Below are 16,082 nucleotides of genomic sequence, written 5' to 3'. Positions count from 1 at the left end.
GTGCGAAGAAAGCGGAGACGAGGTATGATACCCGCCTCAAGTTCTTTAAGGAGAGCAATGAAACCCATAAATAAAAGAGCTAGGACCAAGAGAAAACGGAGCGGTCATAAATTGGGGGCTCTTATTTTCAAGAATCGTCGGATTTCAAACGAAGCGGTCGACAATTGGAAAGAGAGAGCTTATGCTGCCGGTTATCAGCAAGCGGCCCATGAAGCTTCAACAACGGCGGATACCCCCCCCCATATCAAAGTGAACGAGAGCTGGAATCGCTGGTACCATTCAGTCAAACCGCTGCCATGGACGGTTTACCACGCAGCGGCGTCCAAATTTGTGGAAGGACACAGTAAGCATTCCGGAATATTTCTAGGAAATGCCGTTCTCCTGCCGACGGACAAAAGGGTAGCGGCGATCGTCTTGGTGATGAACGAGAAAGACACGATTATAAAATTGCTGGAGCAGCTTCATCGGCTGCCGCTTCATGAAATCATTTTTGTGGTGAACGGATCCACCGATGAAAGCTTTGAAATGATCCGAAACCAATCGAAAGCCATCATTGTACACTACCAACAAGCTTTGGGACACGATGTTGGCAGAGCGGTCGGGGCGAAGTTAGCCGATTCTGAAATTCTGCTGTTCCTTGATGGAGATGTTCCGATATTAGCAGAGCATCTCGTACCTTTCATTGATGCCATTGAACAGGGTAGCGATATTGCCTTAAATGATATTTCTCCATTGATCGGAATGTTTACCAACAGAGACTACGTAACCATAGTGAAGGAGTTTATTAACCGATCCATGGGCAGGGCGGATCTCGAAGCCAATTCGCTTACCGCGGTACCTCACGCGATGAGGAAGGAGGCTGCCCAAATCATCGGATACGCCAATTTATCTGTCCCACCGAAAGCGCAAGTCATTGCCCTTGAAAAGGGTTTGAAAATAAATGCACCGGCCAGCGTAGACGTCATTACGAAAAATCGGCTCCGAGCTCGAAATGTCGGACAACAAAATGCAGTTGCCGATTTGATCATCGGAGACCACATCGAAGCTCTCAAAACGGTATTCGACATAAAGGGGCCGCGGCTATCTTTTATGGATCAGATTAGACAAAGGCAGCTAACCAAGGTTTAGAAGGTGGTAGCTATGAAAAAAACAAGCATCATTATTCCGACTTTCAATGGCAGGGAGCTGCTAAAGGATTGCATTTATTCGATTAAACGCCATACGAATGAGCCTTACGAGATCATCGTTGTTGATAATGGTTCCTCCGACGGTACCGTTGACATCTGCCGTCAGGAGGGGATTACCTTCATTTCATTGGCAAACAACATTGGCTTTCCAGCTGCATGCAACAAGGGTTTGAAAATTGCAACCGGCGATACGCTGCTCCTGCTGAATAATGATGTCATCGTCACCCGCAACTGGTTGCAGAATATGTTGAATTGTTTGAACAGCGAAACCAAGATCGGAATCGTCGGGCCGCTTACCAACTATGCAAGCGGAAAACAACAGATCGATATGCCTTATACCAGCTTAGAAGAGATGTCGAACCAGCTGAATGAGCCGGATGCCAGTAAGTGGCTTCAAGTGGATCGAATCGTAGGCTTATGTTTCCTGTTTAAACGGGAATTGATGGATCGCATCGGACTGCTGGACGAACGATATTCACCAGGTCATTTTGAAGACGATGACTATTGTTACCGGGCCAGGAATGCGGGATATACGTTCAGGATCGCGGGCGATGTTTTCGTTTTTCATCATGGGAGTGCCAGTTTTGCCAAGCAGGACATGAGTCAAGTGAAGCATCTTATCGATACAAACAAACAAAAATTCATGGATAAATGGGGCGTCGATCCAACGATCTATGTATAATCATCTATTTTGCGAAAGGAAGGATTATATGAAGGGCGTCATTCTGGCAGGAGGTACGGGTACCCGGCTTTATCCATTGACCAAAGTCATAAATAAACATCTGCTGCCTGTCGGGAAGGTTCCGATGATATGTCATGGAATCGAGAAATTCAAAAAAGCGGGCATCGAGGAAATTCTCATCGTGATCGGCAAGCAATCGGCAGGTTTATATATAGACCTGATCGGCAGCGGAAAAGAATGGGGAGTCAGCGTCACATTTAAAGTCCAGGAAGAAGCCGGGGGAATTGCCCAAGCATTGTACCTTGCCGAACCGTTCATAACACCTGGCGAAAAGTTCGTTGTGCTTCTTGGCGATAATCTGTTTGAGGATCAACTAATCACCTTTGTGCAAGCTTTTGAAAAACAGGCCACTGGGGCGCGCGTGCTTCTGAAGAAAGTTCATGATCCGAAGAGATACGGTGTTCCCGTCTTGGAGAAAGACAACATCGTCATGATCGAAGAGAAGCCGGAGGAGCCTAAATCCGATTATTGCGTAACCGGTATTTATATGTATGATTCGACGGTGTTTGAAACGATCCGAACCATAAAACCATCGGCACGAGGCGAATTGGAAATCACCGACGTGAACAATGTGTATGCATCGAAGGGGCAGCTTACCTATGACATATTAGACGGATGGTGGACGGACGCCGGAACCTTCCAGTCCCTGTACCAAGCCAGTGGGCGATTGTGGTGAACCCTATTTCGGGAATGAATAAATCCGGAGGCCTGACCGCATGAGAACAATGAATGAGCATTTGCTGCTTCAGGGGGGAGAGCAATCCGCCCAGCTGGAAGGATACAGAAAAGGTTATTCAGTGGGACGGAGAGAGGGATACAGGCTCGGTTTTTCCGATGCGGTAATAAGGTCCTTACCCAAGGAAGAGGAGCAGGTCCGCGATCTCCGTATTCTTTATGTCACTGCAGGCATTGGCGTTCCTTATCCTGCGCTGGATCAGGCGGTGACTGACGCATTAAAGGGACTGGTTCGAAGTCTCTCGGTTGCGAGCCCTTCAGAAGATATCGTCCTTTTGGCTAAGAAATTCCAGCCGGACCTAGTACTTGCTTTAAACGGTGTCGTTTTGGAAGCCGATACGCTCAAATCGCTCCGGGATAGCGGATTTAAAACGGCCATTTGGTTTACGGATGACCCGTACTATACGGACTGGACGGTTTCGATCGCTCTCCGTTACGATTATATCTTTACGCTTGAATCCAACTGCGTATCATTTTATCGCGATTTAGGTTGTCAGCATGTGTATTACTTGCCTTTTGCAGTCAATCCGAACGTATTTTATCCGAAGCATGTGCCGACCTCCAATCAGACCGATATTTGTTTTATCGGAACGGCCTATTGGAACAGAGTGGAGTTAATGGATCATCTGGCCCCGATATTGAATAATAAAAAAGTCGTCATTTCCGGATGGTGGTGGGACCGGATGAAACATTACGCCCAGCTGTCCGACAAGATTAAGCTCGGCGATTGGATGACGCCGGAGGACACGGCAACGTACTACAATGGAGCCAAGATCGTCATCAACCATCACCGTTCTTCCGATGACGATACAATCAACGCCAACAGCAGAAAGGTAAAGGCGCTTTCCGTCAATCCCCGCACGTTTGAAATATCCGGCTGCGGCACGCTTCAGTTATCGGATATCCGCCACGATATGGATCAGTTATATTCCCCTGGTACGGAAATAGAAACCTACGGCTCTTATGATGAACTGATGGATAAAATCGACTATTACTTGCGTCATGAGGAAGAGCGACAGCGAATTGCTTTAAACGGCTTGATGAGAACGAGAAAGGATCATACCTACCATAAACGATTGAGCACGATGCTTCGTATCATTTTTCCTTGAGTCAAGCCAAATTGGATTGTTATACCCGTTTCCTAATGAGTTCCAAAGAATATATTGTGCGTAAGACGGGGTGATCATCATACGGCAGCACTTAGAGAAAAGAAGACACAGGCCGGTAAAGAGGCGACATAAGCGAAAAGTTATTCTTCAGAGAACAAAAGGCCAAACGCCAAGCGACTGTACCCAGAAATTGCTGGAGCAAGCGGCAGCTTCGTTTAATGAAGGCTTTGATACCGGCTACGACCAGGCGATGATGAGGTCGCAGCATTCGGAACCCGAAACGATGGCAAAACCAAGCTCGGGAGAGGACTACTCGAAGGGATTATATGAAGGAGGAGAAGGGATCGTGGACTCGATACTCCCGGAGCTAGAGATTCTTCCTGAAATTTCGGTTCGCCAGATTATCGAAGCTGGTATGGAGCAAATGAGTTCTCGGTATTATCGTCTTCTAAGCGCGGCGGAGGTCGCAAGGAGGCTTAACGAAGCTTTGGATTCAAGCTCCCCGTTGTCCGTTATCCGCTTAGGGGATGGGGAACTGCTTACGCTTGCGCAGGAGTTGGTTTTGAACATGGACGAAGTGCGCAAAGAAGGACATTTTTTAAGTTATGCCGGTGTTCGTTTACCTGATCTAAAAGCAAGAGATATGTTGGCAGCCTCCGTGAGAAAGGCCGATATCGTTGGCATTCCCAAACTAAGATTGCCGAACTTTCAACCACTGGGCTTTTCTGTTTTTAGAGCCCATGGCATTGATTATCGAAAGTTGCAACTAACGTTATCGACGGTCAACTATGCATTGCATTTGGAAGGTTTACTGGGAGGGATCCTTGCAGGACGTCGAGTTCTCGTGGTGGGCAATTCCGCTCCCGGTCTTTCACGGGTGCTGTCAGGCCGCGGAATCAAGGTGGCGGGCACGGTCGCCCCCGTGGAAGGAATCCACGATATTCCCAGAATCATGGATGAAATTCGAGGGCATCCATTCGACATCGCGCTGGTGGGTGCCGGCATTCCGGCTGTTATCATTACAGAGCGAATTGCCTCCGAGCTCGGAAAGGTCGCTATCGATTTCGGGCATCTGGCTGATTCCTTAGCAAGCGGGGAAGCAACCTTATGAACCGCATCAGCCATCATAAAACGGACGGTTACAACGACGGGTTTAACAAAGGCTTCCATTCCGGCTACAAGGATGGATACAGCCGGGGGCGGCATATGGGAATATCCCAATTCAGGAATGTTTTTGAGGGTACAAGTATCATTATACCGACCTATAATCAGCTTCCTTATTTAAAAGAATGCATTGAAAGTATCGCTCAATATACCGGCACCCCGTATGAACTCATTATTATTGATAATGCATCCGATGACGGAACTGCGGAATTCCTCAAATCTTCCCAAGGGCTCCGCTATCGAATCAATGAAGAAAATTTAGGCTTTGCAGGGGCTGTAAATCAGGGACTGATGATGGCAAAAGGAACAACGTTGATGATCTTAAATAATGATTCCGTTGTAACGACCAACTGGCTCTCGAATTTGCTCGTCTGTCTGCACAGCGACCCGCAGTTCGGGATTGTCGGTCCGGTGACAAATTATATCAGCGGAGAGCAACTTATTCATGTCAGCTACCACGATATCGCCGAGATGCAGCAATTCTCCAAATCATACAATCACTCTAATGCGCACAGCTGGACCGTTACAGAACGCTTGACAGGTTTTTGCATGTTGATCCGGCGTGATGATTTTTACCGATTGGGTTTTTTTGACGAGGGCTTTGAGATCGGCAACTGTGAAGATGACGATTATGGGCTGCGTGCCCGTCTTCTTGGAATGCAGCTCATTATCGCCAAGGATACGTTTATTCACCATTATGGCAGCGTCAGCATGAAGACGTTAAATTCCAGATTCGAACAAGTGTATGCGAATAATCTTACTTTCTACTCCAGCAAGTGGGAAGATCCTCATGAGATGTTGTCCCTGAAGTGGCAGCGGAGCTTGAACCGGGACATGAAGCTGCGGACCGTTGATATGTATCCGACGTGTGTCTTCGTGACAGGGGCAGACTCGGTAATCTATTGGATTGAGAACGGAATCAGGCACCCGGTTCATGGAGCCGTCGGCATTCAGGCAGTACGGGTTTCACAGGTTGATCTCCGCTGCTGGCCGCTTGGGGATCCCATGGCTGCGGAGGAAGCCGTTGGGCGTATGAGGACTGTGTATTTTCCATCCACGGAATCTTGGGAGCAAGAAGGCAAACTGATCAAGCATAAGAACGGCAGCGTTTATCAGTACAAGGGGAATCGGCTGCAGCGATTCCTGAATCGGCTCGTCTTAGCGGCTTGGCGCCTTGATTTTTACGAGCCGCTGCTAGTGAACGAGCACGAAATCCAGCAACATGGGGAGGAAATTCCAATCATTTCTCCTCCGGTGATCAAGGCGGATAACATTTAATTAAGAGAAAAGGGTGAGACGGATGAGAGCAAGGAAAAAAAATGGCGGTGCTGCGTTGAAGAGAAAAGGAATCCGTGGAAGAGGCTTAAGAGGGAAGGGGGCGAATCGAGTTTTTGGGGGAAAGAGAAGAAAAGGTCCAGGAAGAATAGCTCCTCGACAAACGGCTGCCGAATACAATCAATCCTATGATGCGGGGTTTGATAAAGCGTATAACGAAGGATTTAACGTTGGTTATGCGGAGGGTATGGAGGCCGGTCATCAAGAAGCTTATAAAGGAGAAGGATAAGATGGCTTTAAGAAAAAAAATAAGGCCTCGAAAGCGAGCTGGAAAACGAAAACACCATCCTGTTCGTCTTAGCGCATATCAAAAGGGCAGTTTAGACGGTTTCCAGCGGGGAAAAGAGGAAGGGCTCGCTCAAGGGCGCGCCGATGCCCAGAAAAGGTCCCAACACGCTGTTGCCGTCATCGAGACGGCCCTGCCCAAGATGGACGTTCTGGTTATCGCGGCAGGCATGATACCGTCGCTTGAAATCGGCGTTATCCAGCCCCTCCAAACGCTGAATAAACAAGAGAACCTGCAATTCGACGTGAAACTGGAAACCGACGTGACCCACGAAATGATTGCGGCCGCGAACACGATTGTATTCGTTCGTAATGTGGAACCGGCGGCCTATGCATTACTAGAGCTGGCTCATCAGCTGAATAAAAGGACGGTCTATGTTATTGACGATAATTTCCTGGAGATTCAGCCAACAACTCCGGTGGGCGAATATTATAACGATCCGATCCGTCGAGAGACGTTTATTAAGTTTTTGAAAAACACGCAAATCATTAAAGTCGATGCACCTGATCTCGGCACCTATATTCATGAGCGGTACAATAGACACGTGATTTACTTCCCTGCCAGCATCGATTTCGAGTGGCTGGACCGGAACGAGAAGTCGGTTAAGGATCAGGGGCAAGTGGTTATCGGTTATGCAGGAGGGGACAAAGAGGAAGATTTCGTTCCCGTCATTTCAGCGTTGAACAAAATTTTGGATTATTACGGGGGATTCGTGAGATTGGAATTTTACGGCTACCTTCCGCCTTCGCTGGCTGATCATCCAAGCGTCAAATATGAAGGCGGGGGGATGGAATACAAGGAGTTTATGAAAAAGCTTAATAAGAGCAACTGGAACATCGGGATAGCGCCGCTTGCCAACAATTCATTTAACAAGGGGAAAACGAATACCAAATTCCGTGAATACGGTGCCTGCGGCATCCCGGGCATATACTCGAAGTCTCCTGTTTATACGCATTGGGTCGAGCAGGGCGAAACCGGCTACTTGGTTGAGCATACCGAGCAGCATTGGTATGAGGGAATCAAGGCCATGATTGAAGATCCGACGATGCGGCAGAGAATCAAGGAGAATGCGCATAGGGCAGCCCGGCAGCATTTTTCGCTACAGACATGCATCGATAATTGGAAGAAATTTATATTCAAAACGTAAAATCGGGGGAGAGAGCGGGAACATGGGGAAAAGAGGGAAAAGAGGGGATATAAACGTACTCATCGTCGGATCGGAAAAAATCGCTTCCTATAAAATCGGCATTGAGCAGCCCCTCCGCCATCTGGAGAAGATGGGAGTTTGCGACTTTGACGTCAGATCCGATGATGAGATGGACAGATCAAGGCTGGCTGAAGCGGATATCGTCCTCTTCTTCCGAACGGTTCAGCCCGAAGCTTATAAGTATCTGGAGATGGCCCGGGAGATGGGAAAAAGAACGGTGTACGTGATCGACGACCATTTTATCGCGATGTCTCCGGGCTCGGATATGGGACGATATTACCATGATTCTTCACGAAGAAAGACGTATGTTAAATTTCTGAAAAACGCCCAAAGCGTAAAGGTTGCTTCCAGTTTTTTTGCCAAACATCTTGAAACGCATTTTAGTCCCCAAAAAATAATCTATTTTCCGGGAAGCGTTGATTTCTCCGTTTTTTCCGGTTTGAAAAAGAACCGGAAAGAAGAAGGGAAAGTCGTAATCGGGTATGAAGGCGGAAAAAAACAAGTGGCTTTTGAACCTGTTATCGGGGCATTGCATAAAATCATTGGGAAGTACGGGGATAAACTCAGAATCGAGTTCTGCGGGTATGTTCCCGATGAACTCAGGGAGAAGCCGCAGGTGTTTACGGAATCCTACGATGAGAACTATAAAAACTTTCTGAAGCGCCTTTACCGTTCCAACTGGGATATCGGGTTAGCGCCGTTGGAGCGAACGCTGCTGCATGATTGCAAAAGCAACAATAAATTTCGCGAATATTCCGCTTGCAGGATTCCGGGCATCTATACATCTTCTCCGGCCTACGATGAATGGGTTGCCGGAAAGGAAAACGGCCTGATTGTATCCGGTGAGAGCGATGATTGGTACGAAGCCATGGTCCAACTGATCGAACAGCCGGAACTACGGCAGAGCATCGCGGAGCGTGCGGAACAAGTAGCATGGGCGAATTTTTCAGTGGAAGCTTGCGCCGAACGATGGCGTTCACAAATTCTAATGTCGGAATAACGTGGGATTATGAAAGGAGAGGTTCACTTGGACCATAAGCTGATACCCGTTCTTCAACCGAGTATAGGTCAAGAGGAGATCGACGCGGTGGCAGATGTTTTACGGTCAGGATGGCTTGGACTTGGCCCCAAAACGGAACAGTTCGAGCAGGAATTTGCCAAGTATGTCGGCAGCCGTTTCGCGGTTGCGCTCAATTCTGGTACGGCCGCGCTCCATCTGGCCATGGACATTTTGGGTATTGGGCCGGGTGACGAGGTCATCGTGCCTTCCATCACGTTCATATCCACTGTCCATGCGGTTAGCTATGTGGGAGCAACGCCGGTTTTTGCGGATATTGAACCCGATACGATGAACATATCGCCGGAAGATATCAAGCGGAAGATAACAGATAAAACCAAGGCAATTATCGTCGTTCACATGGGCGGGCATCCCTGCGATATGGATACCATCCATGAGTTGGCGCATGCCAATGGAATCAAGGTAGTAGAAGATGCTGCGCATGCATGCGGCGCGGAATATAAAGGCAAAAAGATCGGCTCCATCAGCGATATTACCTGCTTCAGCTTTCATGCCGTCAAAAATTTGACGAGTGGTGAAGGCGGCGCAATCACCTGCAATACCGAGTGGATGAACCGTAAGCTGCGTGAGAAGAGGTGGGTAGGCATTTCCCGCGATACGTGGATACGATCGTCACATGAGAAGGTGTATGCATGGCAGTATTTCGTTGATGACGTAGGATACAAATATCATATGAACGACATGCAGGCTGCCATCGGGCTCGTTCAGTTAAATAAGCTAAGCCAATTGAACGGGAGACGAAAAGAAATAGCGGCCCGTTACCAATCCGAACTGAAGGATTTGGAATGGCTGGAACTTCCTCATGAACAGCCGTATGCTCAAAGCTCCTGGCATTTGTTCCAGGTTAAATTCAGCAAGGAAAGCCAGAGGGACCGTATGATTGGACACTTGCAGGAACACAATATCGCGACGGGCGTCCATTATTATCCGTGCCATCTGCATCCGAGCTACCTGCATCTCAAAGCGATCGTGCCGCTCTCCTCGGAGATCTGGAAAAGAATTCTGACCCTTCCTATTCATCCGAACATTACGGAGGAGGACTTGGATCGGATCATAACCCGTATAAGGGAGTTTAAGCCATGAGAAAACTGTTGGTTCTAGGTGCGGGAATCTCCCAGCTCCCATTAATTGAAACCGCGAAAAGAATGGGATTATACGTTATTGTGGTGAGCCGTCAAGGAAACTATCCCGGGTTTGCCAAGGCAGACAAGGTTTACTACGAGGATACGACCCATATGGATAGGATTGTCGAAATCGCCCGGCATGAAGGAATTCATGGAATCTGTACAACGGGTACGGACGTGGCCGTCAAGTCGATCGGCAGAGTCGTGGATGAATTGGGAGTAAGCGGATTGAGTTATGAATCCGCTCTACTCTCCTCCAATAAATGGAAGATGAAACAGGCTTTTATGAAACATGGCGTACGAACGGCACGATTTCTGAAAGTCCAAACCTTGCAGGAAGCTTACAGCGCTTTCGAAGTATTGTCGCCGCCGCTTATCTTTAAGGCAGTGGACGGGGGAGCAAGCAAGGGCATTGTGAAGGTTGCCGATATGGCCCATGTGGAATACGCATTTGAAACCGTGCGCAAGGATACGAAACTGGATTTTTTCATCGTTGAAGAGTTTATTGAAGGAACCGAGTTTGGCGCACAGGCATTCGTCTACGATAACCAAATTCAATTCATCATGCCGCACGGGGATTTCGTCTTTTATGGGGATACCGGTGTTCCCATCGGTCATTATGTCCCATATGAATTGCCCGAAGAAGTGCAGCAAGATCTGTTTTCCCAGTTGAAACAAAGTATCGAAGCGCTGGAATTAAATCATTGCGCAATCAATGCGGATTTTATTTTGAAAGACGGGCATGTGTATGTACTTGAAATCGGAGGCAGAGCAGGAGCTACATGTTTGCCCGAACTGGTGTCCACTTTCTATGGATTCGATTACTATGAGCAGATCATCAAGGCTGCTCTTCGCATGAATCCGTCATTTCCCTCTCATACTTCACAGCCTTGTGCGTGTGAATTACTGATCTCCGATAAAGATGGGGATATTACTGGACTTGAGAACGGGAATGAACTGCATGAGAATATTATTCAAATATCATTTGATTATCATATAGGTGAGAAGGTAAATAAATTCAGGGTTGGCACTGACCGAATCGGCCAGATCATCGTGAAAGGGGACCGTTTGGAAGAAGTGCTGAGCCTGCTGGAAGAAGTTAAAGAGAAGATAAGAATCGATTTAGGTTAGATCTTATATATATCATTGCGAAATCTCGATCTGCAGCGGCGATCGGGATTTTTGCATTGGGGAGCGTTATTGCCTATAACCTAATTGGGGATTAGACATATAAATAATCGAGAGAGCGGCAACCGATCTTTTCGGTAAAGCTCTCTCAAATCCATGTACCGGAGGCAGCAGATGAAAATCACGGATACAAAGCTCCAAGGCGTGAAACGGATTGAACCGACCGTTCACCAAGACCATCGGGGATTTTTTATGGAAAGTTTCAATGATCGAGTTCTTAAAGGATGCGGCATTAACGACCATTTTATTCAGGACAATCACTCGATGTCACGTGAGGCAGGTGTTATTAGAGGGCTGCATTACCAACTGTCTCCCGAGGGACAGACCAAATTGATCCGCGTTGTAAGCGGGGCGATCTATGATGTGGTCGTTGATATTCGGTCGGGCTCCCCTACCTATGGACAATGGCAAGGTTTTATCTTATCCGCAGCCAATTTCATTCAACTTCTCGTTCCCAAAGGATTTGCTCATGGTTTTTGTACCCTTGTTCACGATACGGAGGTCATATACAAGGTCGATGCCTATTATTCGCCAGAGCATGATCGAGGAATAGCCTGGAACGATCCGGATCTCAATATCGATTGGCCTGTGAACAAACCTGTTCTCTCAGACAAAGATTCAAAGCATCCTCGATTGGCTTTGGCAGAAAATAACTATATATACGAGGGGTGAGATCGCATGAAGATCGTTGTCACAGGCGGTGCGGGATTTATAGGCAGTAACTTTATACGATATATGCTGTCTCAACATCCGAATGACGAATTTATTAATGTGGATAAACTAACGTATGCCGGCAATTCAGGAAATCTGAGCGAAGTACGGACGAATCCTAAATATCGTTTTGTGAAAGCGGATATCAGAGACCGTGCAGCTTTAGAACCTCTCTTTAAGGAGGGGGTTGATGCGGTCGTTAATTTTGCGGCTGAATCCCATGTCGACCGCAGCATTTTGCAGCCTGAATTGTTTGTCTTGACGAATGTGGCAGGAACTCAGACGCTCCTCGACCTGTCGAGGCAGTATGGAGTCGGCAAGTTTGTCCAGGTCTCTACTGATGAAGTCTATGGAACGCTGGGAGCCACTGGCCTATTTACCGAAGAATCAACGCTTCAACCGAACAGTCCGTATTCTGCAAGCAAAGCAGGCGCCGATTTGATGGTTCGAGCTTATTATGAGACGTTTGGATTGCCGATCAATATCACGCGCTGTTCAAACAATTACGGCCCATATCAGTATCCTGAAAAGCTAATACCGCTAATCATTTACAATGCTTTGCATAACAAGCCCCTTCCGGTATACGGCGACGGTTTGAACGTTCGCGATTGGCTGTACGTGGAAGATCATTGTCGAGCTGTTGATCTGGTATTGCGTCATGGAGCCGCCGGCGAAATATATAATATCGGAGGACATAATGAACGGAATAATTTGCAGGTTATTCGAACGATCCTGTCTGAACTGAACAAACCCGAAACCTTGATTCGGCATATCCAAGATCGTCCCGGACATGATCGCCGCTATGCGATAAATGCAGATAAGATAAGGAAGGAACTCGGTTGGACTCCGCAATATCATTACGAAAGCGGCATTCGTGAGACGATTCGATGGTATCAGAAGAACCTGGCTTGGGTGGAACAAGTGCTTGAAAAGTCAGCAGACAGCGGTCATTAAGAAGGACTTCTTTAATTGAATGGATTAGTTAAAATGATCGCCGATGATTCCATCGGCGTTTTTTGTGCATAAATGGCCTGTAGCGCATTTTTCTCCATGTTAAAACCTTTCAGCATACCGCCTTTGTCCCGAGGTCATCCTATACGATGTTATTACATTCATTATAGAGATGGAGGATGAATCATGATTAAATCCAAAGCCCTCAACCTGACCGTCTCCACGGCACTGCTGCTCAGTATGGCTGCAGTAGCAGGGTGCGGTAACGCCAACGACGGCAACACGACTCGTACGAACAATGTGGACGGTGGCCGTATCGGCGTGAATTCCGTACGTAACAACCAGAACGTCGGCAGCACGCAGCAGCATGACTTGTCCAACCTGAAATACAGCAAGGCGCTGTCGAAAAAAGTCTCGGATATCAGCGGCGTAGGATCTGCCCATGTATTCGTAACGAACCGCAATGCCTATGTTTCGCTGTCCAGGGACGGCATGAACACCAACAACATCAACGGTCGCGTGACAGGCATGAGCACTGGGGCGAATCGTTCCGCTGACGGCATGATGAACGGTACGAACCGCACGATGAACGGCACAAATACAACGAATGTCAGAAACCGTACCTTCGGCACTTCGAGCACGGGCAGCGTCGGTCTTCTCCGTGGTATGGCCAATGACACCAGACGTGCGGTAGACAATACGACAGGCCTCGGCCGCAATGCCGATAACCGCGGCTTCGGGGTGAACGGAACGACAACCAATGGCGGCTTTGGCGGAAGCAATTATAATACGTTAAACGGCACGCGCACGAACGGTCTTATGGGAACGAACGGCACGCGTACCAATACCTTTACCGGAACAAACGGCGCAACCAACGACACGTACATGGGAACAGGCATCAATGGCGTTCCTTATGGGACCTACAATAATAATATGGGCATCATGAGCAACAATCGTGAAGAAGTGCCTCAGCACCTTCGTCAGGAAATTACGAGCAAAATTCGCAAGACCGCTCCGCATATCAGCCAAGTTTATGTTTCCTCCGATGAGGAATTTTATCAGCATGCCAATCGATTTGGAACGGACGGGAATGCGGCGAACACGGTTGGAACGCTTTCGCGCGATTTCGGCTCTTGGATCAACCGCGTTTTCCCGTTGAATCTCGGCGGTCGCGACGGCATGAACGATACCCGCGGCAACTTGATGAAGAACGATACGGACGACGGCTGGTTTGGCGGCAATCGTAACAGCCGGTAAAACCCTTATACCAAAAGGAGCTGCCCATTAGGATTGAAGTCATCCTAACTAAGGCAGCTCCTTTGCTTATTTGAAATGCGTGTTAAGGTAGCGGATTAATGCTTGCGTACTCCTTGAATCCAAACGCCTTGCAGCTCCAGGTCGCTGGAGAGCACCAGGACGTCGGCAAGTTTGCCGGACTCAAGGGATCCGGTGCAGTCATCGATGCCGATTTTTCTGGCAGGATTCAGGCTTCCGACCCGGGAGGCCTGCTCAATGCTCAAACCGACCTCTCGGACCAGCAGCTGGAATCCTTTGATCATCGTCAGCGTACTCCCAGCCAGGCTATCCCTGTTGCTCTTAAGCGTGGCGATGCCGTTCTCGACAACGACCGGCAAATCGCCAAGCGTATATTCGCCGTCAGCCATTCCGGTAGCGGACATCGCATCGGTGATCAGAATCAGGTTGCCGTCCTGTTTCATGCGGGCCAGAATCCGAATGGCAGCCGGGTGAACATGGATGCCGTCGGCGATGATTTCGCAGCTTAGGCGATCATCGCCCAGCATCGCACCCACCACGCCAGGCTTGCGGTGATGCAGTCCTGTCATCGCATTAAACGTATGCACGCCATGGCTCAGTCCTGCCTCAACGGCCGCCTCCACTTCCTCGTAGGTGGCATCCGTATGACCCAGTGCGGCCACGATCCCGTGGCTGCTGAGCCAGGAGATGGCCTCCAGCGCTCCTTCGCGTTCCGGTGCCAGGGTCACCTGGCGGATCAGATCCGGGTATGTGGACACCCATTCTTCCAGCCAGTCGATATTGGCATGGACGATATGCTCCGGATTTTGTGCGCCTGGCCATTTCGGACTGATGAAAGGGCCTTCCAGATGTGCGCCTACCAGTTTGGTATAAGGCATGCCTTGGCTGCGGTAGTCGTTAACTTCCCGAAGAACGTGGTCGATGGCTGCCTTCGGCGCCGTCATCGTGGTGGCGAGCATGGACGTGGTTCCCTGGGAGCTGTGGAACGACGTGATTTTATCCAGGACATCCTTACTTGCATCCATGAAATCTTCGCCGTTGCCGCCGTGCACGTGGATATCAATAAATCCGGGAATAATGTAGCCGTCGGGTTGTTTGATCACTTCCGCTGCAGCCTGTTTAAGCTCGGCGGGAAGCCCGGAAACATCGCCGGCGTAAGCAATGTCCTCACCTTGGATCGCCAGCACGCCGTCTGAACAGAAGCCGTCTGGCGTCAAGACTTGACCGTACAACAATTGGACCGAATCTTTGCGTTCGCTGCTCATACCAGCAGTCTCCCTGCGCCTTGATCCAGAAGGACGACAACGTTCGGATGACATTGAAGCAGCGATGCCGGACACTCTGTGGTAATCGGCCCCGTCAATGCGCGGTGTACAATTTCCGCTTTATCCTCTCCTCGAACGAGCAGGAGAATTTGGCGGGCCTTCATGATGGTAGCAACGCCCATGGTAATCGCGTGCGTCGGGACATCGTCCAGGGTTGGGAAGAATCTTGCATTCGCGTTGCGTGTTTTTTCTTGCAGCTCAACCACATGGGTACCGCCGCTTAAGGATTCGCCAGGCTCGTTGAAACCGATATGTCCGTTATGTCCAAGGCCGAGGAGCTGAAGATCAACCGGGCCGTATTCTTCGAGCATTTTGTCGTAATTCAGACATTCTGCTTCCGGATCGGCAGCATTGCCGTTCGGCACATGGGTGCGATCCAACTGGATGTCGACATGATTGAAGAACTTCTCATTCATGAAAGTGCGGTAGCTCTCGGGATGATTCTCCGGAAGGCCAACATATTCGTCCAGATTATATGTCGTGGTTTGGGCGAAGCTGACCAGCCCCTGACGGTTCATTTCAATCAGCTTGGCATAGAGCCCAACCGGCGTGCTTCCCGTAGCCAGTCCCAGCGTTGCGCGCGGATTGGTGTGCAGCAGGCTGGAAATCAGGTTAGCGCCTGTTTGCACGAATTGTTCTTCGTCGCGGAATGTGTAAATATTCAT

The 16,082-nt window shown here is 48.8% G+C and carries 16 protein-coding genes; 14 read left to right on the top strand and 2 right to left on the bottom strand.

The window, feature by feature from the left end; genetic code table 11:
* The first annotated feature begins 111 nt into the window (after nucleotides 1–111).
* The 14 genes from RB298_RS01905 to RB298_RS01840 all read left to right on the top strand — a co-directional run bounded on the left by RB298_RS01905 (nucleotide 112) and on the right by RB298_RS01840 (nucleotide 14,074).
* Complete coding sequence (locus RB298_RS01905) at nucleotides 112–1,128, top strand: glycosyltransferase family 2 protein (RefSeq protein WP_255250583.1); 1,017 nt, start codon at nucleotides 112–114, stop codon at nucleotides 1,126–1,128.
* Between the two features lie 12 nt (nucleotides 1,129–1,140).
* Nucleotides 1,141–1,869, top strand: a complete 729-nt coding sequence (locus tag RB298_RS01900) for a glycosyltransferase family 2 protein (RefSeq protein ID WP_096775351.1) — start codon at nucleotides 1,141–1,143, stop codon at nucleotides 1,867–1,869.
* 28 nt (nucleotides 1,870–1,897) lie between these two features.
* Complete coding sequence (locus tag RB298_RS01895) at nucleotides 1,898–2,605, top strand: sugar phosphate nucleotidyltransferase (RefSeq protein ID WP_375120638.1); 708 nt, start codon at nucleotides 1,898–1,900, stop codon at nucleotides 2,603–2,605.
* 40 nt (nucleotides 2,606–2,645) lie between these two features.
* Entirely contained in the window at nucleotides 2,646–3,773 is a 1,128-nt protein-coding gene (locus tag RB298_RS01890; protein ID WP_096775353.1) for a CgeB family protein, read from the top strand.
* 346 nt (nucleotides 3,774–4,119) lie between these two features.
* Nucleotides 4,120–4,884: a GT-D fold domain-containing protein gene (locus RB298_RS01885; RefSeq protein ID WP_255250584.1), complete on the top strand. Its 765-nt coding sequence runs from the start codon at nucleotides 4,120–4,122 to the stop codon at nucleotides 4,882–4,884.
* Nucleotides 4,881–6,215 carry a glycosyltransferase family 2 protein gene (locus RB298_RS01880; RefSeq protein ID WP_096775355.1) on the top strand — a complete coding sequence of 445 codons (1,335 nt, stop codon included), beginning with the start codon at nucleotides 4,881–4,883 and terminating at the stop codon, nucleotides 6,213–6,215. Before RB298_RS01885 ends, RB298_RS01880 begins: the two co-directional genes overlap by 4 nt.
* Nucleotides 6,216–6,237: 22 nt before the next feature.
* The gene (locus RB298_RS01875) at nucleotides 6,238–6,501 is read left to right on the top strand and encodes a hypothetical protein (RefSeq protein WP_041621943.1); all 264 of its coding nucleotides are present in this window, start codon (nucleotides 6,238–6,240) and stop codon (nucleotides 6,499–6,501) included.
* Between the two features lies 1 nt (nucleotide 6,502).
* On the top strand, nucleotides 6,503–7,705 hold the full coding sequence (locus tag RB298_RS01870) for a glycosyltransferase (protein WP_096775356.1): 1,203 nt from the start codon (nucleotides 6,503–6,505) through the stop codon (nucleotides 7,703–7,705).
* Between the two features lie 22 nt (nucleotides 7,706–7,727).
* Nucleotides 7,728–8,765 (top strand): glycosyltransferase family protein, encoded by a 1,038-nt coding sequence (locus tag RB298_RS01865; protein ID WP_096775357.1) that lies wholly within the window; start codon nucleotides 7,728–7,730, stop codon nucleotides 8,763–8,765.
* Between the two features lie 9 nt (nucleotides 8,766–8,774).
* A complete protein-coding gene (locus RB298_RS01860; RefSeq protein ID WP_375120635.1) occupies nucleotides 8,775–9,926 on the top strand; it encodes a DegT/DnrJ/EryC1/StrS family aminotransferase in 1,152 nt (383 codons plus the stop codon).
* Nucleotides 9,923–11,098: an ATP-grasp domain-containing protein gene (locus RB298_RS01855; protein WP_096775359.1), complete on the top strand. Its 1,176-nt coding sequence runs from the start codon at nucleotides 9,923–9,925 to the stop codon at nucleotides 11,096–11,098. Before RB298_RS01860 ends, RB298_RS01855 begins: the two co-directional genes overlap by 4 nt.
* A gap of 171 nt (nucleotides 11,099–11,269) precedes the next feature.
* A complete protein-coding gene (gene rfbC, locus RB298_RS01850; RefSeq protein ID WP_096775360.1) occupies nucleotides 11,270–11,827 on the top strand; it encodes a dTDP-4-dehydrorhamnose 3,5-epimerase in 558 nt (185 codons plus the stop codon).
* 6 nt (nucleotides 11,828–11,833) lie between these two features.
* Entirely contained in the window at nucleotides 11,834–12,820 is a 987-nt protein-coding gene (rfbB, locus tag RB298_RS01845; RefSeq protein ID WP_096775361.1) for a dTDP-glucose 4,6-dehydratase, read from the top strand.
* A gap of 183 nt (nucleotides 12,821–13,003) precedes the next feature.
* On the top strand, nucleotides 13,004–14,074 hold the full coding sequence (locus RB298_RS01840; protein WP_375120633.1) for a sporulation protein: 1,071 nt from the start codon (nucleotides 13,004–13,006) through the stop codon (nucleotides 14,072–14,074).
* A gap of 95 nt (nucleotides 14,075–14,169) precedes the next feature.
* Here the strand turns inward: RB298_RS01840 and nagA are convergent, their stop codons facing one another.
* Complete coding sequence (gene nagA, locus RB298_RS01835) at nucleotides 14,170–15,357, bottom strand: N-acetylglucosamine-6-phosphate deacetylase (protein WP_486045450.1); 1,188 nt, start codon at nucleotides 15,355–15,357, stop codon at nucleotides 14,170–14,172.
* Nucleotides 15,354–16,082, bottom strand: a complete 729-nt coding sequence (gene nagB, locus RB298_RS01830; RefSeq protein ID WP_096775364.1) for a glucosamine-6-phosphate deaminase — start codon at nucleotides 16,080–16,082, stop codon at nucleotides 15,354–15,356. Before nagB ends, nagA begins: the two co-directional genes overlap by 4 nt.

The organism is Priestia sp. BR_2 (genome assembly GCF_041954005.1).
In the GTDB taxonomy this organism is placed as follows: Bacteria; Bacillota; Bacilli; order Paenibacillales; family Paenibacillaceae; genus Paenibacillus_AQ; species Paenibacillus_AQ lautus_A.
This window is presented reverse-complemented; position numbering and strand designations above follow the sequence as displayed.